At 39.2% G+C, this 23,466-nt stretch carries 26 protein-coding genes, 2 pseudogenes and 2 riboswitches; of the genes and pseudogenes, 22 read left to right on the top strand and 6 right to left on the bottom strand.

Going from position 1 to position 23,466, the window contains the following annotated elements:
* Positions 1-27 precede the first annotated feature (27 nt).
* Positions 28-483 carry a (2Fe-2S)-binding protein gene (locus RCG22_RS05270; RefSeq protein ID WP_308106030.1) on the top strand — a complete coding sequence of 152 codons (456 nt, stop codon included), beginning with the start codon at positions 28-30 and terminating at the stop codon, positions 481-483.
* A gap of 41 nt (positions 484-524) precedes the next feature.
* Here the strand turns inward: RCG22_RS05270 and RCG22_RS05265 are convergent, their stop codons facing one another.
* Positions 525-2,591, bottom strand: coding sequence for a peptidoglycan D,D-transpeptidase FtsI family protein (locus RCG22_RS05265; protein WP_308106029.1), 2,067 nt, complete (start codon positions 2,589-2,591; stop codon positions 525-527).
* Between the two features lie 270 nt (positions 2,592-2,861).
* Here RCG22_RS05265 and RCG22_RS05260 point away from each other — a divergent pair, with 270 nt between their 5' ends.
* The 4 genes from RCG22_RS05260 (at position 2,862) to RCG22_RS05245 (ending at position 6,848) form a co-directional block, all read left to right on the top strand.
* Entirely contained in the window at positions 2,862-4,394 is a 1,533-nt protein-coding gene (locus tag RCG22_RS05260; protein WP_308106028.1) for a carboxypeptidase M32, read from the top strand.
* 302 nt (positions 4,395-4,696) lie between these two features.
* Entirely contained in the window at positions 4,697-5,482 is a 786-nt protein-coding gene (locus RCG22_RS05255; RefSeq protein WP_308106027.1) for a TerC family protein, read from the top strand.
* Positions 5,483-5,744: 262 nt separating this feature from the next.
* Positions 5,745-6,458 carry a CDP-diacylglycerol--serine O-phosphatidyltransferase gene (gene pssA, locus RCG22_RS05250; protein ID WP_308106026.1) on the top strand — a complete coding sequence of 238 codons (714 nt, stop codon included), beginning with the start codon at positions 5,745-5,747 and terminating at the stop codon, positions 6,456-6,458.
* An 87-nt stretch (positions 6,459-6,545) separates the two neighbouring features.
* A complete protein-coding gene (locus tag RCG22_RS05245; RefSeq protein ID WP_066253541.1) occupies positions 6,546-6,848 on the top strand; it encodes a heme biosynthesis protein HemY in 303 nt (100 codons plus the stop codon).
* A 50-nt stretch (positions 6,849-6,898) separates the two neighbouring features.
* Here the strand turns inward: RCG22_RS05245 and RCG22_RS05240 are convergent, their stop codons facing one another.
* From RCG22_RS05240 to RCG22_RS05230, 3 genes are read right to left on the bottom strand one after another with little or no spacing between them, the layout of a single operon-like run.
* The gene (locus RCG22_RS05240; RefSeq protein WP_098261452.1) at positions 6,899-7,309 is read right to left on the bottom strand and encodes an Hsp20/alpha crystallin family protein; all 411 of its coding nucleotides are present in this window, start codon (positions 7,307-7,309) and stop codon (positions 6,899-6,901) included.
* A 12-nt stretch (positions 7,310-7,321) separates the two neighbouring features.
* The gene (locus RCG22_RS05235) at positions 7,322-7,564 is read right to left on the bottom strand and encodes a spore germination protein (protein WP_066253547.1); all 243 of its coding nucleotides are present in this window, start codon (positions 7,562-7,564) and stop codon (positions 7,322-7,324) included.
* Positions 7,565-7,584: 20 nt separating this feature from the next.
* Entirely contained in the window at positions 7,585-7,851 is a 267-nt protein-coding gene (locus tag RCG22_RS05230; protein WP_308106025.1) for a spore germination protein, read from the bottom strand.
* 105 nt (positions 7,852-7,956) lie between these two features.
* Here RCG22_RS05230 and RCG22_RS05225 point away from each other — a divergent pair, with 105 nt between their 5' ends.
* Both RCG22_RS05225 and RCG22_RS05220 read left to right on the top strand, forming a co-directional pair.
* Complete coding sequence (locus RCG22_RS05225; RefSeq protein ID WP_308106024.1) at positions 7,957-8,712, top strand: Cof-type HAD-IIB family hydrolase; 756 nt, start codon at positions 7,957-7,959, stop codon at positions 8,710-8,712.
* Between the two features lie 126 nt (positions 8,713-8,838).
* Positions 8,839-9,039, top strand: coding sequence for a cold-shock protein (locus RCG22_RS05220; RefSeq protein WP_066253553.1), 201 nt, complete (start codon positions 8,839-8,841; stop codon positions 9,037-9,039).
* Between the two features lie 703 nt (positions 9,040-9,742).
* Here the strand turns inward: RCG22_RS05220 and RCG22_RS05215 are convergent.
* The gene (locus RCG22_RS05215; RefSeq protein WP_098261454.1) at positions 9,743-9,940 is read right to left on the bottom strand and encodes a YwbE family protein; all 198 of its coding nucleotides are present in this window, start codon (positions 9,938-9,940) and stop codon (positions 9,743-9,745) included.
* Positions 9,933-10,136, bottom strand: a complete 204-nt coding sequence (locus RCG22_RS05210; RefSeq protein ID WP_308106023.1) for a hypothetical protein — start codon at positions 10,134-10,136, stop codon at positions 9,933-9,935. The genes RCG22_RS05215 and RCG22_RS05210 overlap by 8 nt, the downstream gene beginning before the upstream one ends.
* 222 nt (positions 10,137-10,358) lie before the next feature.
* On the opposite strand from RCG22_RS05210, the gene RCG22_RS05205 reads away from it, so the two are divergent.
* From RCG22_RS05205 to RCG22_RS05135, 15 genes and pseudogenes are all read left to right on the top strand, one after another.
* Positions 10,359-10,883: a CBO0543 family protein gene (locus tag RCG22_RS05205; RefSeq protein ID WP_098261456.1), complete on the top strand. Its 525-nt coding sequence runs from the start codon at positions 10,359-10,361 to the stop codon at positions 10,881-10,883.
* A 140-nt stretch (positions 10,884-11,023) separates the two neighbouring features.
* Positions 11,024-11,494, top strand: a complete 471-nt coding sequence (locus RCG22_RS05200) for a GyrI-like domain-containing protein (protein ID WP_176525511.1) — start codon at positions 11,024-11,026, stop codon at positions 11,492-11,494.
* A gap of 118 nt (positions 11,495-11,612) precedes the next feature.
* Positions 11,613-11,760, top strand: a riboswitch (FMN riboswitch).
* A 148-nt stretch (positions 11,761-11,908) separates the two neighbouring features.
* The gene (ribE, locus tag RCG22_RS05195; protein WP_098261458.1) at positions 11,909-12,568 is read left to right on the top strand and encodes a riboflavin synthase; all 660 of its coding nucleotides are present in this window, start codon (positions 11,909-11,911) and stop codon (positions 12,566-12,568) included.
* Positions 12,569-12,596: 28 nt separating this feature from the next.
* Positions 12,597-13,220 (top strand): annotated as a pseudogene (gene ribB, locus RCG22_RS05190) (3,4-dihydroxy-2-butanone-4-phosphate synthase); the annotation flags it as partial.
* Positions 13,221-13,272: 52 nt separating this feature from the next.
* Positions 13,273-13,740: a 6,7-dimethyl-8-ribityllumazine synthase gene (ribH, locus tag RCG22_RS05185; RefSeq protein WP_308106022.1), complete on the top strand. Its 468-nt coding sequence runs from the start codon at positions 13,273-13,275 to the stop codon at positions 13,738-13,740.
* A gap of 62 nt (positions 13,741-13,802) precedes the next feature.
* Positions 13,803-13,995: riboswitch (cobalamin riboswitch) on the top strand.
* Positions 13,996-14,189: 194 nt separating this feature from the next.
* Positions 14,190-15,155 carry an ABC transporter substrate-binding protein gene (locus RCG22_RS05180; protein WP_308106021.1) on the top strand — a complete coding sequence of 322 codons (966 nt, stop codon included), beginning with the start codon at positions 14,190-14,192 and terminating at the stop codon, positions 15,153-15,155.
* A complete protein-coding gene (locus RCG22_RS05175; protein WP_308106020.1) occupies positions 15,121-16,182 on the top strand; it encodes a FecCD family ABC transporter permease in 1,062 nt (353 codons plus the stop codon). Before RCG22_RS05180 ends, RCG22_RS05175 begins: the two co-directional genes overlap by 35 nt.
* A 3-nt stretch (positions 16,183-16,185) precedes the next feature.
* Complete coding sequence (locus RCG22_RS05170; RefSeq protein ID WP_308106019.1) at positions 16,186-17,652, top strand: heme ABC transporter ATP-binding protein; 1,467 nt, start codon at positions 16,186-16,188, stop codon at positions 17,650-17,652.
* Positions 17,649-18,631 (top strand): annotated as a pseudogene (gene cbiB, locus RCG22_RS05165) (adenosylcobinamide-phosphate synthase CbiB). The gene RCG22_RS05170 and the pseudogene cbiB overlap by 4 nt, the downstream one beginning before the upstream one ends.
* Positions 18,588-19,685, top strand: a complete 1,098-nt coding sequence (gene cobD, locus RCG22_RS05160) for a threonine-phosphate decarboxylase CobD (RefSeq protein ID WP_308106018.1) — start codon at positions 18,588-18,590, stop codon at positions 19,683-19,685. The pseudogene cbiB and the gene cobD overlap by 44 nt, the downstream one beginning before the upstream one ends.
* Complete coding sequence (locus RCG22_RS05155; RefSeq protein WP_308106017.1) at positions 19,646-20,218, top strand: bifunctional adenosylcobinamide kinase/adenosylcobinamide-phosphate guanylyltransferase; 573 nt, start codon at positions 19,646-19,648, stop codon at positions 20,216-20,218. Before cobD ends, RCG22_RS05155 begins: the two co-directional genes overlap by 40 nt.
* Entirely contained in the window at positions 20,215-21,723 is a 1,509-nt protein-coding gene (locus RCG22_RS05150) for a cobyric acid synthase (protein WP_308106016.1), read from the top strand. The genes RCG22_RS05155 and RCG22_RS05150 overlap by 4 nt, the downstream gene beginning before the upstream one ends.
* Positions 21,720-22,508 carry an adenosylcobinamide-GDP ribazoletransferase gene (gene cobS, locus RCG22_RS05145; RefSeq protein WP_308106015.1) on the top strand — a complete coding sequence of 263 codons (789 nt, stop codon included), beginning with the start codon at positions 21,720-21,722 and terminating at the stop codon, positions 22,506-22,508. Before RCG22_RS05150 ends, cobS begins: the two co-directional genes overlap by 4 nt.
* Positions 22,466-23,077 (top strand): histidine phosphatase family protein, encoded by a 612-nt coding sequence (locus RCG22_RS05140; RefSeq protein ID WP_308106014.1) that lies wholly within the window; start codon positions 22,466-22,468, stop codon positions 23,075-23,077. Before cobS ends, RCG22_RS05140 begins: the two co-directional genes overlap by 43 nt.
* A complete protein-coding gene (locus RCG22_RS05135; RefSeq protein WP_308106013.1) occupies positions 23,029-23,463 on the top strand; it encodes a bifunctional adenosylcobinamide kinase/adenosylcobinamide-phosphate guanylyltransferase in 435 nt (144 codons plus the stop codon). The genes RCG22_RS05140 and RCG22_RS05135 overlap by 49 nt, the downstream gene beginning before the upstream one ends.
* Positions 23,464-23,466 lie beyond the last annotated feature (3 nt).

Genomic DNA, 23,466 nt, shown 5'->3' with positions numbered 1-23,466 from the left:
AAAAGGGACTTAAAGGAGGGGAGTACTTTGAAATCTCACACCATAACCTTGTCAATCAATGGAGAAAATCGGAGTGTAATGGTGAGATCTGCTGATACTCTTTTATATGTACTCCGTGGCAAACTTGGTTTGACCGGTGCAAAACCGGGGTGTCTAAACGGAGACTGCGGCGCATGTACCGTTAATGTAGAAGGATGGCCGATGAAATCATGTCTCATGCTGGCCGTTGAAGCTGTTGGAAAAAAAGTAACAACTATTGAGGGACTGGAGAATACCCCTATCCAAAAGGCTTTTGTGGAAAATTTTGCATTTCAATGCGGCTACTGTACCCCCGGGTTCATTATGAACTGCCATTCGTTAATTCTAAAGCATCCCGATGCTGATGATCATATGATTAAAGAATGGCTCGAATCGAATATCTGCCGCTGTACCGGCTATGCAGAAATTGAAAGTGCATTGAAGTCAGTGCTCGGGAAAAAATGACAAATAAAAAGGATGCCCTGCATAGGCACCCGCATCATAATTTATCTTTTTTTCATCTCAAAATAGGTGTCCAGAACACGGCGGCCAATTTTCAGGTTTGCACGGTTGTCCTTTTTTCCTTGATATGCCCATGGAACAATCACGGCCATGGCGATTTCAGGATTCGTACTAGGTGCATAGCTTACCAAGCTTAGGTTCATTACGGGAGGGGGCTCCTTACCAAAACGATGCCGCTCAGGTCCATCATAAAAAGCTTCGGCAGTCCCTGTTTTCCCGGCAGGAGAGTAGCGTGCATTTCTAAAGTATTTATAAGCTGTCCCGCCACGTTCCTGCATGACCTTTTTAAAACCTACTTGGACGCGGTACATCCAATCTGGATTCACATCAATTGAATTAAGGACGGTTGGAGAGATTTCTTTCACAATCGGCCCTAGTTCATCCTTTCCTTCCTTGGGTTCTAGCATTTGTTTTACCACATGTGGCTGCATCCGATATCCGCCATTCGCAATTGTTGAAACATATTGTGCCAATTGCATGGCGGAATAGGTATCATATTGGCCAATCACGAGGTCAAGTAAATACCCCGGCAGGTGGCTGGTACCTTTAAATCCAGACTGCTCATTCGGTAAATCAATTCCAGTTCTTGTTCCAAGGCCAAACGAAGCAAATGAGTTTCTAATCGTGTCAAAAGCCTTCGAGCTAAAGTTTAACGGTTTATCATATTCATAATGCCCTTTTCCAATTCTAATAGCGGTATGGAACATATAAACGTTGGAAGATAATTTTAAGGCATTAATTTCATTTAATTTTCCTAAGTAAGCATAGGATTTTTTTAAAGGTGTCGCTTGAATTTTTAAACCTGCATCATCAAAAACAGTACCCGGGGCAATTGCTCCTGTTTTATAACCGGTCAAAATCGTGGCACCCTTTACAGTCGAACCAACATTATACGTGGTGGTAAAAGTCCCTAAGGCATCATCTTCCATTTCGACTCTGCCAGTTTGTTTGTTTCTAACTATTTTTTTTCCAGACATAGCTAAGACTTCGCCTGTTTTCGGGTTCATTAAGACTACATAGGCTCGGTCGGTTAAAAACGTCCCGGGATATCTTTTAGCGGCCCAAAGTTCTTCCTCAATAATCCGATCAACCTTCATTTGTAGATCCATATCAATGCTTAAGACAAGATCTTTCCCTTTTTTACCTTTTGATACAGGATGATTTTCAATGACATTCCCTGTTTTATCGGTTACATTTTTTACTTTTGATTTATAGCCATGAAGAACATCTTCATACTGCCATTCAAGCTGGCTTTTGCCGACACGGTCATTCCGGTTGTAATCTCTTGCCAAGAAATATTCCAATTGTTCAGCTGGCAGTCCATCATCTGATTTGGTTACTTTACCTAACACAGATTTTAAGGTTCCGTCAAAAGAATAGGAACGCTCCCAGTCAGTTGTAGTATCTACACCCGGAAGGGATTGAAGATTTTCGTTCACAACGGCTAATTCCTTCGAGGTCACACCTTCATTTTTTATAACTTGGGTGGTAAATTTGTACCCGTTATTGAACTCTTTAAAAAGTGCTAGAGCCTCAAGCTTATCCTTATTTATTTCCTTTAATTCATCGGCTGCTATGCGTCCTAATTTTAATTTATATATATCCATGTCAGTTAATTTTTTTGCATAATATAATTCCATTTCATTCTTCGTGATTTTGGCATTTGCACGGTCAGGATTATTTATTAACCAGAAATCGAGTCTATCTCTTTCGGTTACCTTGTCTGTTTCTTTATGGATTAGTTTTGCTAATTTTTCTGCAGTTTCAAGCATAACTTGTTGGCTAAATCCCTCGTTCGTGTAAGTGATGGCATTTTTTGGCACATTATCGACAATAATCCGATAATCACGGTCAAGTATTTTTCCCCTTGGAACAGGATTACTGACCGTTATATCTTCTTTTCTTTCTAAATCCCTTTTAAAATTTTCACCATAGACGATTTGAACAAAGCCAAGTCGCAGTATTAAAACTGAAAAAAGTAAAAAAACACTAAAAAAAAGGATATTTAGCCGAAAGGGAAAGTGAGATTTCTTCTTTTTATGTTGATCCAAATTGCCTTCACATCCTTATACACGTCCAAAATGTTTACATATATATATAGCTTGCCCGGTAGTAAATTGTGGTATTAAAAAAGTTCTTCTTTATTGAAAAAAAGTATATTAATCGACAGCATCTTTGATTCTGTAAACTTTTTGTCTATAAAAAAATTTCTAGATTTTTCCCATAGTGGAAAATTTAATTTATAATCAAAAGGGATGTGATTGATTCTTGAAAACATCTTTATGAATAGAAAAAGAGATTGATTAGGAGGCCTGTATTCAATGGAACAGAAAGTGATCGATCCAATTGTTCAAAAGGCATTAATCCAATTTAAGGGCTTGGATGAAAAAATTACTCATTTTTCAAGTATCATCGGTTTGGCTGATTGGGATCAAAAGGTGATGGCACCGAAAAAAGGCAGAAGTATCTTTGCGAAGGCAACCGGGACCCTAAGGACGGAAATTTTTAAGCTCTCTGTTTCACAGGAAATGGGCGACCTGATTGCTGAATTAACACTTCCGGAAAACTTTGAATTATTAGATGCAGTAACAAAAGCAAAAGTTAGAGAATATAGCGCCTACTATCAAAAATCGAAGAGCATCCCTGCAGACCTTTTTCAGGAATATAGTATTCTAACGGCACAGGCAAATGATGCCTGGGAGGAGGCAAGGGAAAATAATGATTTTGCCTGCTTCCTTCCTTATTTAGAAAAAATTGTGGACTACAAACGAAAATTTGCTGAAATTTATGGATATGTTGACCACCCATACGATGCACTATTGGATGAATTTGAACCTGGATTAACTGTTAAAAGACTGGACCCGCTCTTTGCTAAGTTAAGAGACTCTAGTGTGAAACTATTAGAGCGCATTCAAAAACAGGGAACGAAGACACAGGCTGAAATTTTTGATCAATCATTTGCAATTGAACAACAAAAAGAATGTAATCGCTTTATCTTGCCTATTATTGGTTTTGATCTCGAGGCTGGCAGATTGGATGAAACCGTTCATCCCTTCGCCCAAACCGTTAATACTGGAGATGTTAGGTTAACCACTCGTTATTTAGAAAGAAACGTAAGGTCTGCATTATTCGGAACCATTCATGAAGCGGGTCATGGAATATATGAGCAGCATATCAATCCTGAATTTGAGGAATCTGTCCTCCAAAGCGGGGCATCTTTCGGAATCCATGAATCACAATCGAGGTTTTTGGAAAATATGGTCGGCCGCAGTAAAGAATTCTGGAAATTTTTCTATCCTAAACTGCAGGAGTATTTTCCAAAGCAGCTTGAATCTTTTTCAGTGGATGAATTTTATCGTGCCGTTAATACGGTTCAACCATCCTTTATTCGTGTAGAAGCGGATGAATTAACCTATAATCTGCATATCATGCTTCGTTATGAAATCGAAAAGGCATTAGTAAGCGGTGAGATCGAAGCGAAGGACCTGCCAACTGTCTGGAACCAGAAAATGCAGGATTATCTTGGAGTAACCCCGAGTACCGATTCAGAAGGCGTCCTTCAAGATGTCCATTGGTCATTCGGCGGGATTGGATATTTCCCTTCGTACGCATTAGGGAATCTCTATGCAGCTCAAATACTGCGTACGATTCAAAAAGACATCCCTGACTTTTACAGCCATATCGAAAATGGCCGGTTTGATCTAATTCAAGAATGGCTAAAGGAAAATATTCATCAGTATGGTAAGCTTTACACACCCAATGAGTTAATCGTAAAGGTCACCGGTGAGGAATTAAACGCGGAATACCTTGTTGAATATCTTGAGAAAAAGTACACTGAGGTATATGGATTATAATCTAAAATAGGGTAACATTAGTAAACATTCATTCTCACATTGACATTTGACCATGATTATAATATATTAATAGTAATTAAATATTTCCTTTTAAAGGGGAGTAGCTGCTACAATAAAGTCGTCATTTCGAGAATTCATTTCTCCGGCTTTATTGGCAACATTTACGTTGTTAGCAAGACCTTTACTTTACTGTAAAGGTCTTTTTGTGTATTTTTAGGCCTTTACTGTAATCAGTAAAGGCCTATTTTTATGGCGTAAGGGAGTATTTTTGAAAAAAACAAGTTTTAAAGGAGGAAATATTTATGGACTTAGCTCTTTTACTGGAATACGGATGGGTGTTACTGATCTTGGTAGCGTTAGAGGGCCTATTGGCTGCAGATAACGCATTAGTACTGGCAATTATGGTAAAACAACTACCTGAGGAAAAACGTAAAAAGGCATTGTTTTATGGGTTAGCAGGAGCCTTTGTGTTCCGGTTTGCTTCTTTGTTTGTGATTTCATTTTTGGTTGATGTATGGCAGGTTCAAGCCATTGGTGCTCTTTATTTGCTGTTTATGGCCGGCAATCATATATTCCGAAAGGTGGTTAAAGGAAAGGCAGAAGAAAAAGAGGAGAGGGAAGGATCAAAGACTAGCAGCTTTTGGTTAACAGTTTTGAAAGTGGAAGTGGCTGATATTGCTTTTGCCGTTGATTCAATACTTGCTGCTGTTGCAATGGCAGTAGCACTGCCAGAAACACCGCTTCCCAATATCGGTGGACTAGATGGTGGTAAATTCTTAGTTATTTTTGCTGGTGGGATTATTGGCCTTATAATTATGCGCTTTGCTGCCAATCAGTTTGTAAAGCTTTTAGAAAAACGACCAGGTCTAGAAATTGCTGCATTTACAATTGTGGGTTGGGTTGGAGTTAAGCTCGCGGTTTACACGTTATCTCATCCGGCATTAGCTATTCTTAATGAGAAATTTGCCCATTCAACGGGATGGAAAATAACTTTTTATGTTGTTTTGGTAGGTATTGCTGTAGCAGGCTGGTTTTTCTCCAAAGACAAAAGCGCCGAACCGATGAGAGAAGAGACAAAAACCTTATAATTATTTTTGCCTCAAATGAAAGGCAGACTTAAAAAATCTGCCTTTTTAATAAACATCCATTTAGGTTCGAACTTTTATGACATACTAGTTTAGGTACAGTGATATTAAAGTAGTAGTAGTGACACCCAGAGTATTCTATAATGAATGGTGAATGACATTGGACTGCAACGGCTATCAAGTTTTTTCCATATTACCAAGAAAAAAGCTATAATAAGGTAAAACACCGTGAAAAAAGGATTGCGTAATTATTTTATAGTATGGAGTGATACATATCATCAGAAACAGTATTCCTAATTTATTTACGATTTCAAATTTATTTTTTGGATATTTATCCATTATGTATTCCGCCCAAGGTGATTACAAAAATGCAGCCATTTTAATTTTAATTGGGATGATGCTCGATAGCATGGATGGTCGAATCGCTAGAATGTTACGGGTGGATAGTGAATTAGGGAAAGAATTAGACTCTCTTGCAGATGTAGTTACCTTTGGGGTTGCTCCTGCGATGATGGCCTATTATTCCTATTTCTCTGAGTTTGGGGTAGCTGGAATGGCCATTTCCGGTCTTTTTCCATTATTCGGTGCCTACCGGTTAGCAAGGTTTAATATTAATGCTGTTAAATCATCGAATTCGTATTTTACCGGTGTCCCAATCACTGCTGGTGGCGGCTTATTAACAATGCTGACCTTATTCCAGGGGAAAATGCCTGAAATTATCCTTCCGATTGCCTTTTTTGTCATTTGTTACTTAATGGTTAGTACTGTAAAAATTCCAAGTTTAAAAGACGTTCCTCTACCGAAATATGGAATTATCGTCACGCTGTTTCTAGGGTATGCGATTTACATCGTCTTTAAAAAAGAGCAGCATCGCTTTCCATATTTCATTTATGTCGCTATTCCATTATACATAGCGTTTATTAGTTACCAATTGGTAAAGATAAAAAGAAAAAGTAATAATATACCAAAAAAAAAATGAAATGCTACTGGCAAAGCGATTATATTGTCTAATTGAGAACAATAGTGGGATAATACTATTGAATACATAGATAGAGGAGAGCAAAAAATGAAGGTAAAAGTTAATCGAAATGCAGCAAAAGCATTGAAAAAGATGATGGAACAAGAAGAGGCACAAGGGAAACTGTTCCGAGTGTATGTTACAAGTATCCATGGCGACCATGCCCATTACGATCTAATGCTTGACACGCCAACAGAAAACGATGTCGTGGTGACAAGCGACAAAGAAATTGATTTTATTCTTGATAAAAACGACCCAACCTTAAATAGTATCTGGATTCAATATTTCCAATTACCGAAAGAAGAATGGCTAATTACCAACCCTACTATGGGTGTCCATCATCATCACTAATAACAAAAAGCGCTTGTGGATTCTCCACAGGCGTTTTATTTTTGTAAAGGTTAATAACCATTTTTTCGAGGAAATGATATATGAAGTAGGCCATTATAAAGTTGTGTTTGCATTAAATGAGCCTGTGTTGGTTCTGGAAGTTCAATAATTCGTTCAAAGTCACCATATATTCGCTCTCTTTGCATTTCCATTTCTACTGGTAGAACAGGCTTAATTCTGCCATTAACTTTTAACTGTGAATTGGTAATTAAGTTAAGTGACAGATCTTCTTGATTGACTCCTGGTATTTCAAAAATAATTAAATAATAATTTTCATTTTTATATATATCGAATTTTGGATTGCATACCGCTTCTCTAAAAAACTCATCAGGATGTTTTTGCTTGAGGACGCTAGACCAAAAATTACTCTCTCGATACTCATTTGTAATTTCCAGCCATTTTCTCATTTTTTCAATATCCATCTTACTGCTCCTTTAAAGTTGATTGGCGATAGGCATAGATGGGTTAGCTATTTGATCCTGATCACTTACATCGGGATCTATATTTCCTGAATTCATAAGAGAAGAAGCAGGTGAAAAATCACCTAAAGAAAAATTTGCCCCAACAAATTTACTATTAGCGGTATGGCTGTTATGCACAGTAGGACCGATATCAACATTCCCGTTTTGCGTAGCTCCATTAATCTTGAAATTTAAAATATTTATTTGAAATGGCATATCATTTTACTCCTATAAATTTAGATTAGTGGTACAGTTGGAATTGGTGTATTTATATTCGTAGCATCTGTAGTGCCAATTGAGGTTTGATCATTTACGTCAGGATCATTTAATAGGTTCTCCATCATTGCTTCAGTAGGTGAAGTATCTCCATAGGAAGCATTAATTCCTTGTAATTTACTATTGGAAGTGGGACTATTATGAGATGCTTCCCCAATAGTTATCGAACCATTACCCGAAATACTGTTGATTTTTAAATAATATAAATTGATAACAACCGATGGCATCTTTAAACACCTTTCTATTCTTGGCTTATGGGTACTATATGCGTTCGAATGCCTATTTGTGTTAATCTAATTAAGGAAAAAGTAAGTAAGGAGGATTTTTTTCATATGGATAATTTTATCAATGATGTTGACATCAAATTAGTCGCACTGGATATGGATGGGACACTGTTAAATAATAAAGGTCAGATATCTGAAGCTAATCGTCAAGCAATTCAAGCTGCAAAAGATCAAGGTGTTTTTGTGGTTCTTAGTACGGGACGTTCAATAACTACAAGTCGGGAGCATGCTGACTCATTAGAGCTTAATTCTTATTTGGTTACGGTCAACGGTAGTGAAATTTGGGATGAGAAACGAGAATTAGTGGAGCGGAATTTAGTGAAATCTGACCTTGTCGAGTGGATGTGGGGGTTAACGCAGCAGCATAACACAAAATTTTGGGCGATTAGCACTGTCAGAAATTGGCATAATGAAATGCCGGAAGATCTACATACATTTGAATGGATGAAGTTTGGCTTTAACATTGATGATGATGCAACAAGAGCATTAATTCTGAATGAATTACAGGCAAAGGGTGAATTTGAATTAAGTAATTCGACCTTAAAGAACATTGAAGTTAATCCGGCAGGAATTAATAAAGCGAAGGGACTTGGGATTGTTTGTTCACGACTGGGCTTGGATATGAAAAATGTAATGGCGGTAGGCGACAGTCTGAATGATTTGGCGATGATCAAAGCAGCCGGTTTAGGGGTAGCAATGGGAAATGCGCAGGATACAGTGAAGGAATCCGCAGACTGGGTAACAGCAAGTAATGAAGAAGATGGAGTAGCACAAGCAATCCGGAAATGGATACTTTTTAAATAAAATATTTACGAAAAAGGGTTTTTTTGAGAGTTAGAATGGTATATGCATCCTGGAATTGGGTAAAAATAATTGGGCAAGTCAATTTGCAATTTACATGTAATTGTTACATGCTAGGAGGCTACAAAGATGGAAACAGGTAAAGTAAAATGGTTTAACGGTGAAAAAGGTTTTGGCTTCATTGAGCGCGAGGGTGGAGAAGATGTATTTGTACACTTCTCAGCTATTCAGGGTGAAGGATACAAAACATTAGATGAAGGTCAAGAGGTTACGTTTGAAATTGAAAGTGGTCAACGTGGACCACAAGCGGTAAACGTCCGTAAAGCATAATGACCCACCGATAAAACAGACCCAAGCATTTGGGTCTGTTTTTTTATCGGCATTAAATTATTCATTGTACCTGCTAAAGGGCCTGTTGATTTCCGCTCCAGGCACTCGCTTTCCGCGGGGAGGTCCGGGAGCCTCCTCGGCGCCTTTGGCGCCTGCGGGGTCTCCCGTGACCTCTCAATCCCGCAGGAGTCGAGTGCCCTCCGCTCCAATCATCAGGGAGGAAAACAACCTAAATCATTGCAACATACTTTTCCTAGCTTTGCAAATTGTGTTGCAATCTTTTATATTTTGGCAGGTTGCAGAAATAACCGTTTCTTATCGATCACGTCAATGATTTTATAACCGGAACAGGCTTTATAAACCCCTCTTACTGATCTCGATGCTTTTGGCTTAAACATTGACATCACCGCTTATTTTTTTTATAAGTTGAGTGTCTTAAATGAATATTACCCTCTGATGATTGGCGCGGAAGGCACGAAGACTCCTGCGGGAGTACGGGGCAGGGGAGACCCCGCAGAAGCGAAGCGACGAGGAGGCTCCCCGGCACGCCCGCGGAAAGCGAAGTGCCTGGAGTGCCAATCAACAGACATGTTCGAAGCCAATATATTAATAATTTGTTAATGTTCTTATATTTAATAAAAGGCCTGTCGAAAGTTTTTCGACAGCTGAAAAACCCTCTACAATTCATTGTAGAAGGTGGGTTTTAACTATTTATTTCCTTTACTCTGCCAACTTGTCCATCTGTGAGTCTTACCTTGATGCCATGTGGATGGAAACTGGACTTGGTTAATATATCTTTGACAGTACCCACTGTTAATTTACCGCTTCTTTGGTCAGCTTTTAGGACAATTTTGACCAGTGCACCCGGAACAATATCGACTCGATTTTGACCGCTAGACACCCATTTTTCTCCGTGAGTTACTAACTTTTTTCGTCTGCTGACTTTGCAGTTTCTTCGTTGCCTGTGAGCTATTTGTGCCTAAATTTCCTCCGGCCGTTTTGTTTTTCTTGTTTGCTAACTGCAGCTTCATTGCTTCCTGCAGACTAATTTTCTTCTTTGGTTCTTCCTGTGGATTGGTTTGGTTAGAATCACTCATAAAAAATCCTCCTATTAAAGCGTTAACTACATTATAAGCTATTTTCGTCCAAATAAAAATTTTTTGGACGTTATTTCTCATTTTTGGACAAACATCCTTTGGAAGATAAACCAGTTTACCAAACGGAAGACTTATTTAATGCACATATTTTATTTATTCATCGGGTTTTAACTTCCAATTATCTGGAAAAAATACCAATATAATATTTTAAGGAGTTTGCTCGTGAATCTGAATGCAATTTATGGGGCTATATTTATTTTTTCAGCAATAAAATGGGGGGATTGGAAAAATTGGAATGCCTACTATCCAACCTTTCTCTTCTTAATGGTTGGTGATTTGGTTTATCAATTTTTATTTTATAAGCATAGTATGTGGGAGTATGTACCTTTAGGAAGTGATAAAGGCTGGGCTAAGCACACCCATATTGCCTTTTTGATTATGTTAATTAAGTATCCTGCAACGATTAGCATTTTCCTCGGTAAAATGCCTAAGATAGCGTGGAAGAAGCTGGTATTTATCCTATTCTGGACACTGCTGTATACCATTAATGAATTTGCTGATTTAAAATTAGGGGGAATCATCCATAAAAATGGCTGGAATTTAGGCTGGTCCGCTTTATTTAGTTTTGTGATGTTTTCTGTTTTAGCTGTTCATTATAAAAAACCACTCTTAGCTTGGATCCTTTCTGCTATCTTTGCTACTTTCTTGTGGAATGTTTTTAACATACCACAAAGTATAATAAAATGACTTCCCGCCAATAACCGATTTTTGTTTTTCTTTTTTGCATTTTTTGAAATAAATTTACTGAATTGGTCGAAATATTTATGCAGGATTTTAAAGGCTCTTTTTAGAATTATATTAGTATGATAATTCGGAGGGGGATTAACTTGAGTATCCAGGTAATTGAAAAAGAAGAGATGAAGGTAGTTGGAATTTCATGGAATGGAACTTATTCACAAATTAATACAATCCCAAATCTTTTTAAAGAAATGATCAGCCGGCTTGAAGAAGTATCCTATCAAACGAAAGAACCTGTTTTAATTGCGCCTTTTCATAGCAGAGAGACAGAACTCACTTATTATGTAACAGCACCAGTTGAAAAAATAGAAGAAATCCCTGAAGGAATGGTCGGCTTTACGATTCCAAGTAAAAATTATGTTTTCGCGACGCATAGAGGAAGTCAAGAGGAAGTCGAAAATACATATAAAAAAATATATTCCTGGATGGGGGAATATGGCTATGAACAGGATCACAATGCCTTAAGCATTGAGGTCTATAAAGAAGAATATGACCATCTAAATGCAAAAGGAGAGCTTTACTTTGATATTTATCTTCCTGTAAAAACGTATAAACAATAAAAAATTTTTTTGTGAAGATAAAAGATAAAACATAGTAATGATTTCCTGTTTGGGTAAAATATAAGAGTAAATCCTTTACTGTTTGAAATAGTTGTACTATCATAATATATATTCGAATAATTTCCTTCGGGGTCAGGTGAAATTCCTAACCGGCGGTGATGAAGCTATGCTTCTTAGTCCGTGACCCGGTTAACATTTTTTGTTAAACGGTGGATCTGGTGAAACTCCAGGGCCGACAGTTAAAGTCTGGATGGGAGAAGGAAAAGACAGGATTAACCGTAGGCTGAAGTTTGCCTATTTTTAACCCTTTATTTTCTATTGCCTTTTTCAGGACCCTGATGACTTATGTCTTCAGGGTCCTTCTTATTTTTAGAGTAAGAATCATCTGGATTGATAGTTAGGAGAAGGAGCGATATGTTTACTGGGATTATTGAAGAAATTGGCGTCGTCGCAAACATCCAGCGGACGGGCGAGTCGTTCGTGTTAACGATTGAAGCAAAAAAAATACTTAATGATGTCCACCTTGGCGACAGTATTGCAGTCAACGGGGTTTGTCTTACGGTCACATCCTATACGGGTAGGCTGTTTACGGTAGATGTTATGCCTGAGACAGTCAGGGCTAGCAGTTTAAACATGGTAAAACGGGGTTCGAAGGTTAACCTTGAGCGGGCGATGGCAGCAGGTGGAAGGTTTGGTGGACATTTCGTCTCAGGACATATTGATGGGACTGGCGTAATTAAAAGTAAACAATCACTTGAAAACGCCATTTACTATGAGATTGAGGCTGACCAGGAATTATTAAGATATGTCATCTTAAGAGGTTCTATCGCGGTGGATGGGACTAGCTTAACCGTTTTTAAGGTATTGGAAAACAGTTTTACCTTATCAATTATTCCGCATACCTTGTCAGAATCGATTTTAGGACTGAAGGGTTCAGGGGATATTGTGAATCTAGAATGCGATATGATTGGTAAATACGTGGGTCATTTTATTCATAACCTATCAAACCAACCTCCGCAAAAAAGTAGCAAGGGGATAACCGCCAATTTTTTAGAAGATAATGGATTTTTATAAATTGATTAATGGAAAGAAGAGATGGGAAATGTTTAATACGATTGACGAAGCTCTTACTGATTTAAAAGAAGGAAAGGTAATTATTGTTTGTGATGATGAGAATAGAGAAAATGAAGGTGATTTTATTTCTCTAGCTGAAAAAGCAAAGCCCGAGGTTATAAACCTAATGGCCACTCACGGAAGAGGGCTAATCTGTGTTCCTATTGATGAGGAACTTGCTCAGAAGTTAGACTTAAACCCAATGGTTACCGAGAACACCGATCGAAATCGAACGGCTTTTACTGTGAGTATTGACCATAAGTTCTCTACGACAGGGATTTCTGCGTTTGAACGATCGGCGACGGTATTGAGTATGGTTGACCCAGAATCAAAAGCAGCTGATTTTTTAAGACCAGGGCATATTTTCCCACTGATTGCTAAAAAAGGCGGAGTCCTGAGTAGAAATGGGCATACAGAAGCAGCTGTGGATCTTGCTCTACTTTGCGGCTCCAAGCCAGCAGGGGTAATTTGTGAAATCATGAATGAAGACGGAACGATGGCCCGCGTCCCACAATTGCGAATTATTGCAGATAAGCTAAATGTTAAAATGATTACGATTAAGGACCTAATTGAATACCGAATGAATAAGGAACAGTTGGTCAAACGAGAGGTTTAAATAACCTCTTGAAAAAATACTTAACTAAACTATTTTTGGAGGAATACACATGGGTAATATTTTTGAAGGAAATTTAGTTGGCTCCGGATTAAAAATCGGAATTGTTGTTGGACGATTTAATGAATTCATTACAAGTAAATTATTAAGCGGTGCACAGGATTCACTTAAAAGACATGGAGTCAGCGAAACAGACGTGGATGTTGCCTGGGTTCCAGGTGTATTTGAGATATCATTAATCGCTCAAAAAATGGCGAATAGTAAAAAATATGATGCAGTGATCACACTTGGAACAGTGATTCGCGGCTCGACTCCTCATTTTGACTATGTATGTAATGAAGTGGCGAAAGGAGTTTCCGCTATCAATTTAAGCAGTGGAATTCCGGTTATTTTTGGAGTGTTAACAACGGAATCTATTGAACAGGCAATCGAGCGTGCCGGAACAAAAGCAGGTAATAAAGGCTGGGATGCAGCATCGGCTGCAATTGAAATGGCAAATTTATGTAGAAGCTTTGAATAATTAAATTATTTCAAAAAAGCATATACAAATCATTCTATCTTTTCTATAATGAGTTTAACAAAAAATATATTTTTAAATTAGGTGCTAAAATCTTATCGAAAGATTTTAAGCTTAAAAGGGAAGTTTGGTATAAGCCAACGCGGTCCCGCCACTGTAAATGGGAGCAACCTATATTGTGTCACTGTCGAAGACGATGGGAAGGCATAGGAAGCGATGATCATGAGCCAGGAAACCTGCCTAATTCTTGTGCGCCAATAAACCTACGAGGATAGGAAGGTGTTGAAGGCTAGACTCCTTTTACTTTTTTTAGTAACCTGAATCTAATCATACCAACATCTCCATGTCATTTGTGGAGATGTTTTTTGTTGTTATCCGAGCTATTGGGTTTAGCACAAGAACTAATTTTTTGTTACATACGTTGTGTTATTACACAGAAAGCAGGGAGAAAAATGAAGAAGTTGTATTCATTGCTGTTAGTAGTATTATTGACAGTAGGAGTTTTGGCAGGCTGTGCTGAAAAGAAAGATCAGGTAAATGAAGAGAATAAAACTAGTGTTGAAAAGAAAACAGCTGAAATAACATATCCACTCACACTTACAGATGCAACCAAAACCAAAGTTACGATCGAAAAAAAACCTGAAAAGATTGTTTCACTTATTCCAAGTAATACAGAAATTGTTTTTGCCCTAGGTCTAGACAAAGAAGTGGTCGGGGTAACCGATTTTGATAACTATCCAGAAGCTGCCACGAAAAAAGAGAAAATTGGCGGGCAAGAAATAAATGTAGAAAAGATCATTTCCTTAAAACCGGATTTAGTTTTAGCACATGCCTCTTGGGCTTCTAATGCTAAAGCAGGGCTTCAGCAGTTGAAAGATGCGGGTATTGTAGTATTTGTCGTTAATGATGCCCAAAACTTTGACCAAGTCTTTGATTCGATAGATATGATTGGGAAAGCTACCGGTGAAACGGTTAAAGCAAATGAGATTATCTCCGGGATGAAAGAAAAATTAGAAGGTATTAAAGCAAAGGCTAGCGCGATAAAAGAAAAGAAAAAGGTATTAGTTGAGGTTTCACCCGCTCCAGAAATTTATACATCGGGAAAGAATACGTTTATGGATCAAATGCTTCGTTTGATTAATGCGGAAAACATCGCAAATGATCAAGAAGGCTGGATTAAAATTGACCAAGAAGCAATGATTAAACGCAATCCAGATGTTATTGTCACAACTTATGGATACTATGTCAAGAACCCGGTTGATCAAGTATTAACTAGAAAAGGCTGGGAAACGGTCAACGCGGTAAAAAATAAGCATGTTGTCGATGTCGATTCGGACCGTGTGACACGTACAGGCCCAAGGATCGTTGAAGGAGTAGAAGATCTTGCGAAGGCTGTCTATCCTGACATTTTTAAATAACAAGTATTTAGCCTATTGTCTAGCGGGAACTTTTCTTGTTATTTCTATATTATTAGGGATTTCAATTGGAACAGTTTCGGTTCCAATCATAACGATTATAAAGATTATTGGTGCAAAAGTTTTTGGGTTAAGTATACTGGAGACAATCGACCCAATGTATTCAAGTATTGTCCTAAACATACGCTTACCTAGAGTGATTTTATCAGGTCTTGTCGGTGCTTCCCTTGCTATTGCAGGGGCAGCCTTTCAAGGACTGCTTCGAAATCCGTTAGCAGATCCTTATACATTAGGAGTATCCTCTGGGGCATCTGTAGGTGCGGTTTTGACACTGTTTTTCCAGCTGTCAATCCCATTTGTAGGTTCCTTTACCTTGCCATTATTAAGTATCCTATTTTCATTCTTAACCATCTTTCTAGTTCTTACCTTCGCTAGTAAAATCGAACGCTCGATGCGAGTGGAAACGATTATTTTAACGGGTATCATTTTTAGTTCCTTTTTAGGAGCCATTATTTCACTGATGATCGCATTGACCGGAGATGAACTCCGCCAAATTATTGGCTGGCTGCTAGGGAGCGTATCGATGAGAGGCTGGGAATACATAAAGATCATTTTGCCATTTTTTATCATTGGATCAGGACTGCTAATCTTTAATGCCAAGGAACTAAATGCCATGTCATTTGGTGAAGAACGAGCACAGCATTTAGGGGTCAACGTACAAAAGAGAAAGCTCATAATCTTAACAGCGGGCTCAATATTAACCGGGGCAGCGGTTGCGGTGTCAGGCACCATCGGTTTTGTCGGGTTAGTGATCCCCCATCTATCCAGATTATTATGGGGCCCGGACCATCGGCATCTTCTTCCCCTATCCATCATAACGGGGAGCGGTTTTTTAATTTTAGCTGACTTGATATCCAGAACAATTATCTCTCCTACAGAATTACCGATTGGTGTGATTACTGCTTTAATTGGTGCACCTGTATTTGCACTAATTCTGCTACAAAGAAAAAGGATGGAAAGAAGTGGTTAAGGGATGCTCAATGTTCAACGGGTTTCTGGTGGATACTCAAGTGAAGCCGTTCTGAAAGATATTTCCTTTAATGTGGAAAAGGGAGAATTATTTGGGATATTAGGACCAAATGGAAGTGGTAAGACGACTCTTTTGAAAATGCTCAGTGGAATTTTACCGTTCCAAGGAGGGGAGATTGTGATCAATGGAAAACCGCTCAAGGAATATAAGGCTAAGCAGTTGGCTAAAATTATCGCTGTTCTTTCCCAGCATTCATCACAGTCTTTCTCCTACACGGTAAAAGAAACCGTCTCCCTCGGCCGTTATGCCCACCAAAAGGGGTTGTTCCAAACTTGGAGTACCGCCGATGAAGAAGTCGTCCAAAAAGTAATGAAGCAAATTGGCGTATCCAGATTCCAAAATAAAAATATTCAGGAGTTATCAGGCGGGGAAAAACAACGAGTATTTCTCGCGCAAGCCTTAGCCCAAGAACCTGAGATTCTCTTATTAGATGAACCGACAAACCACTTGGATTTATCGTACCAAAAGGAATTATTAGATTTCTTAAAACAATGGACATCAGAAAACGGGTTAACCGTCATCTCGATTTTTCATGATTTAAACCTTGCAGGGCTGTATTGTGACCGGTTGCTCCTCCTTGAAAACGGACGGATTAATATTGATCAGATTCCTAATGAAGTACTTCGGGAAGAACGAATAAGAGACGTGTACCATACAGACATTCAAAAACATCCTCATCCTAAAGTGGCTGCCCCGCAAATGGTCTTACTTCCTAAAATGAATAGCGAAGTTGTCGATTTTAACATAGATGAATCGAGGTTACATGTTTCGGAAGAAATAATCGAGCTAACAACGCCTATTCCATTAAGGACCATGTCATCAGGGGTCATTGGTTCGGGAACGGGGTGGCACCAAACATTTGTCAACCGACATGTTCACAAGGATTACAGCTGTAGTAATCACCGAGCAGAAATGGCCTCATTTTTAAAATCAAAGGGGTTTGAACCGTCGGAAACCGTTGGGATGATGACAGCCGTCGTGCTTGAAGATGTGGTCTATAAACGATTTATAGATGAAGAATTCTCCATCTTTGTTGTGGTAACAGCAGGGGTGGGAAATGCAATTGATGCGTCTAAAGGTGAATTGCATTCATTTGAAATGACACCCGGCACAATTAATACTTGGATCTTTGTGAACGGCGAGCTGACAGAAGAGGCTTTTATCCAAAGCATCATGACCGCAACAGAAGCAAAGGTCAAGGCAATGAATGATCAAATGGTAATCGATGAAGTGACAGGAACGATCGCTTCCGGAACCTCGACCGATAGTATCTTAATTGCTGCTACACAAACCGGTGCGGTTCTGGAATTTGCAGGAACGATTACCCCGTTAGGAAAGCTTATAGGCAAAGCTGTTTATCAGTGCACGACTGAAGCCATTCAAAAATCAAGTATAAGGAAACAAAAATGATTACCTATCACTTAGCCTCAATAACAATTGCCTATCTTATCGATATGTTTATTGGAGATCCACCCAATTGGCCTCATCCGGTTAGATGGATTGGGAAGATGATCACATTTTTTGAAAAACGTTTAAATAAAGGGAAGTCTAAACAATTAAAAGGGGTGGGTATGCTCCTTTTTGTTTTACTCTCTGTTTATATCATTGCGTTGGTTTTAGTAGAAACAGGATATGGAATTCATCCAATTGTCGGGGTCCTAGTAGAAAGTATTATTATTTCTACCACGATTGCCCAAAAGAGCTTAAAGGGAGCGGCTTTAGAGGTCTATCGTCCATTAAGTAAGGGTGGACTTTCTGAAGCGAGGACAAAACTATCCTATATTGTTGGCCGCGATACTGAATCCCTGGATGAAGGTGAAATTGCACGTGGGACGATTGAAACAGTTGCCGAAAATACAAGTGATGGAGTGACTGCCCCGATGTTTTGGGCACTGCTTGGTGGAGCCCCGCTTGCGATGGTTTATCGCGCAGCAAATACATGTGACTCGATGGTAGGCCATATGAATAATAGGTATATAGAGTTTGGCTGGGCGTCTGCAAAATGGGATGATGTCATGAATTGGCTCCCCAGTCGATTAACAGGAATGATTATGCTGCTGGGGCAACGACCTGATAGCATTACATATAAAAAAGCGTGGACGATTTTGTTCCGCGATGCAAAAAAGCATCCGAGCCCAAACAGTGGCTGGGGGAAGCAGCTGTTGCAGCAATTTTAGGAATACAGCTTGGGGGTATCAATTATTACCAAGGGATCGTTTCCAACCGAGCAAAAATGGGTGACCCCATTCAGCCCATCCAGGCTGACCATATCATTCAAGCCAATCATATTCTTAGCAAAACGGTCTTATTATTTTTACTACTTTTATGGATAGGGGGGATACTCCTTGATTTGGCCGTCGCATGGATCGAATCCACAATATTTATATAAAGCGATGGGGTTAGCTCTCCCTAAGCAGTTTATTGATTTTAGCGCAAACATTAATCCACTGGGTCCACCACCTGTTTTGAAAGAAAAGTGGCTGGATTTTTTTCGCGAAATTAATGTTTATCCAGATCCGTTTGCCACAAAGCTGAGGGACATAATTTCAAAATCAGAACAGGTACCGTATGAATCCATTTTAATCGGCAATGGCGGGGCAGAGCTAATTACCCTGCTTGCTCGAATGCTTGCCGGCAAAAAAGTCGTCATCGTGGAACCAACATTTTCTGAATACGAGGAAGCATGTCGGGCAAACAGCTGTGAAATTGTCTACCATCAATTAGTAGAGCCTAATTTTGAATTGAACACGGCTGATTTACACTTGAGTCTTTTGGATGCGGATGCTTTGTTTTTGTGCAACCCTAACAATCCAACAGGCATCCAATATTCTGCGACAACAATTATCTCGATTGTAGAGGAATGTGAAAAGCGAAACTGCTTAGTCATTTTGGATGAAGCATTTTTCGATTTTTTAATAGAATATGAATCAATAGTTCCATACATAAACAAATTTTCAAATTTGATTATCATTCGTTCGCTAACCAAGATGTTCGCAATCCCAGGAATACGTTTGGGATATTTAGTTGCTCCACCTGCGCTTGTTTCAGATCTTAGCAAATGGCAATCACACTGGAATGTCAATACGATTGCGCTGCTGGCAGGGGAACTTTGTCTGCAATCTGGATCTTTTATGAAAGAAACACAAGAATATATTTGTCATGAGCGAAAAAGGCTTTTTTCCTTTTTAATAAAGCATGAATTTGTAGTTTCGTCTTCTAGTGTTAATTTCTACCTATTACAGGATCCGCAATTACAGGATCAATTCTCATTATTTGAGTTTCTTCTTCATCAAGGCATCATTGCACGGCATACCTTTAATTTCCCTGGCTTAGAGGGAAGATGGCTGCGTTTTGCTATAAAGGGTCATGATGACAATAATCAACTAATGGAGGTGTTAGCGCGATGGAGGCACCATCATTCATCTTCATCACAGGGGGAGTAAGAAGCGGGAAAAGCAGTTTTGCGGAGAGGAAATCAATCGAAATTGCAAATGAAACTGGAGGCCGACTTAACTATTTGGCAACGGGTGTTGCTACGGATCCAGAAATGAAGGAACGAATTGAAAAACACCAACATGATCGATTATCAGGGGCTTATCCTTGGAAAACCTATGAATGGTCTGTACAAATTGGTAAAGTAGCTGATGAGTTTAATGCCAAAGATGTCGTTTTACTAGATTGTGTCACCACACTATTAAATAATGAATTGTTTTCTTGTGAGCAAAAGTGGGGGGAACGGTTTTTAGAAACCGTCAAGGATAATATAATCACGGGCATTTCTTCCATAAAAAATTGTGCCGGGACCTTGATTGTTGTCAGTAATGAAGTTTTAAACGAACCTTTACCTAACAATGAAATGGTGTTCACCTATGGACGCTTGCTAGGACAAATTCATCAGGATTTGGTCAAGGAAGCAGACCAAGTGTTTTTAGTGGAAGCTGGAATTCCAATCGGAATGAAGGGAGTTCTACGATGAAGGGAATCATGATTCAAGGTACAGCTTCAGATGTGGGGAAAAGTCTGATCGTCACCGCGATGTGTCGAATCTTTGCCAATGAGGGAGTCAGAGTTACCCCGTTTAAATCGCAGAACATGTCCAATAATTCTTACGTGACAAGAGATGGAAAAGAAATCGGCAGAGCGCAAGGAATTCAAGCGGAGGCAGCTCGAGTGGAGCCTTCTGTTTGGATGAATCCGATACTATTGAAGCCGCGGTCAGATCAGCACGCAGAAATTGTTTATCTGGGAAAAGCACTTGAAACCCTTTCAGGGCGTGGGTATCGAGATCACTTCTATGAACAAGGGTTAGCAGTAATTCAGCAATCACTCCATCACCTTGCCGAAGAATTTGATGTCGTCGTGGTTGAAGGGGCAGGCAGTCCGGTTGAAATCAATTTAAAGGACCGCGAAATAGTCAATATGAAGGTTGCTGAACTAGCAAATGTTCCTGTTGTCCTTGTCGCTGATATCGATCGCGGTGGAGTGTTTGCCAGTATTGTTGGTACGCTTGATCTCTTGGAATCGAATGAACGGGAAAGAGTGGTCGGTGTAATTATCAATAAATTTCGCGGCGATATCACCTTATTTGAAGATGGGGTTCAATGGCTCGAAGAGAAGACCGGTGTCCCTGTATTAGGTATTTTGCCATATGTGGAAAATCATATGATCGATGGGGAGGATTCCTTGTCGATTCGGACCCAATTTTCAAAACGCACTAACGGAGTTCTTGATATTGCCGTTATTCATCTGCCGTTTATCTCAAATTACAGTGATTTGGAGCCATTCTTATATGAAGAAGATGTGACGCTCCGCTGGGTCCATAATAAGAGTGAATTTGGCCAACCCGATGCGATCATTATTCCAGGGACTAAAAGTACAAGCAATGACATGACCCATTTAAGAGAAAATCAGTTAGATATACTCGTCCAAAACCATATTGCAAATGGCGGTTATGTTGTTGGAATCTGTGGGGGCTATCAAATCCTTGGTGAGGAAATGATGGATAAAGAAGGTTCTGACACTGGAATACCGATCCACAAGGTAAGGGGGTTAGGGGTTATCCCCGCAACAACCACTTTTTATAAAGAAAAAGAAACAAATCAAGTTATTGCCATGTATCACCATGCTACTGGATTGCGATCCAATCATCCCTTAGAAGGCTATGAGATCCATTTAGGTAAAACAATCTTTTCAAAAGAAGTTTGTCCATTTTTAACATTAGCGAATGGGTTGGAAGATGGCTATTTCGGACATGACGGTCAAATTATTGGAACATATCTTCACCATCTTTTTCATAATGATGAGTGGAGAAATCAATGGTTAAATATGATTCGGAAAAAGAAGGGACTGCCGTCCGAACAAATTCGATCGATTAGCGAGTATAAAGACAAACGCTATGATTTGATCGCTGCAGAAATGAAAAGTCATCTAAAATGGGACCTGATTAAACAAATTATCAATCAATGGGGTTCAAAAGGATGAAGTTCTTAATAGGTTTTTTAATAGATATTCAATTTTTCACGGCAATCCCTATCAGATTAGAATTGCCAATGGATAAAGAACATCTTAAAAAGGCAGTGCAAGCCTTTCCGTTAGTAGGTTTAATGCAAGGAATCATTTATGCAGCTGTATTGTACCTGTGCCTTGAATTTACTCCTTTTTCTCATCTTGCTGCAGCTTTCTTGCTGTGGCTGGCAACGATTCTCTTAACGGGAGGAATTCATCTAGATGGCTGGATGGATGCCAGTGATGCTTATTTTTCTTATCAAGACCAGGGGAAAAGACTTGATATCATGAAGGATCCGAGAACAGGAGCATTCGGTGTTTTATCTATTTTAGTTTTATTAAGTTCTCGGTTTCTATTTATTTATGAAAGTACAACGAATGTCGAAAACCTTCAATGGATCATGATTGCAGCAATTCCATTTTTGAGTAAAAGTGTCATGGGAGTGATGCTGTTAACGTTGAAGGCTGCCAAGAATGAGGGGCTTGGTTCATTATTCCAGAATGCGGCGAACCCCCAATCGCTGTGGCCGTATCCGATTTACTTGGTTAGTTTTCTAGGAATCGTTAGTTTATTAATAAAAGAATTCTTCATCATCGCTTTATTGATCTTGGTTGCAACCTGCTGCTTATTCCTTTTTCGTCGTAAAGCTGTCAAATGGTTTGGCGGAATTACGGGGGATGTCTTAGGGGCTGCCGTGGAAGGGACTGAATTACTTCTATGGATGACCGTGTGGTTATTGCATTATTTCGTCATGGTGTAACAGAAGAGAACAAACGAAAAGCTTATCTTGGCTGGAACGACTCACCCTTATGTCCTGAATCAAAAACAATTTTGACTTCCAAGACCTATCAGCACTATTATTCGAGTGATTTACAAAGATGTGTTCGGACGGCGGAAAAGTTATTTCCATCAACAAATCCCCATTTAATAAAAGAATTACGTGAGATGAACTTTGGTAAATGGGAAGGGAAAACGTATGAAGACTTGAAAGGAAACAATCTCTATCGAGAGTGGCTGGGGGATCCTTTTAATCATTTTCCGCCGCAAGGAGAATCATTTCACGAGTTCAGCACAAGGGTTGATTCTGGCTGGTCTAAGATTACCGAAGAAGTGCTAAAGTCAAACCTGCAGAGCTGTGCAGTGATTACGCATGGCGGGGTCATTCGCTATCTTTTGTCTAGGTTTGCACCAAACCAAAAAGAATTTTGGGCTTGGCAGGCAACTCATGATCAAGGTTACGAACTGATATTTGATACAGAATCGCTAAGGAGGGGGAGACGATGCACTTTATTATTGGAGGTGCCTTTAACGGCAAACGGGCATGGGTAAAGAATTACTACAAAGTTTTCGAGCACAATCATTGGATATCAGCTTACGAAACCCAGACAATTCCTAAAGAATTGAATACTTTCGACCAGGATCTGTTGGTCATTGAGGGAGTAGAAATATGGTTGAAAAATTTATCTGCATCAATGGGTGCCGATAAGTGTCGGGTGCTTTGGGCTAATTGTTTAGATAATTGGCTCACTTGGGAAAAGGCAGCACTACAGCGCCAGTTAGTTGTTATTGGAACAGATATCACAAAAGGAATTGTTCCAATCGAAGCAGAAAATAGACTCTGGCGGGATATAACCGGTTGGGCTTATCAAGATACCGCGGCCAAGTCAGAAAAAGTTGACGTCATTTGGTATGGATTAAATCAAACTATAAAGTAAAGG

It is taken from the genome of Neobacillus nitrireducens (assembly GCF_030915405.1).
GTDB lineage: Bacteria > Bacillota > Bacilli > Bacillales > Cytobacillaceae > Neobacillus.
This window is presented reverse-complemented; position numbering and strand designations above follow the sequence as displayed.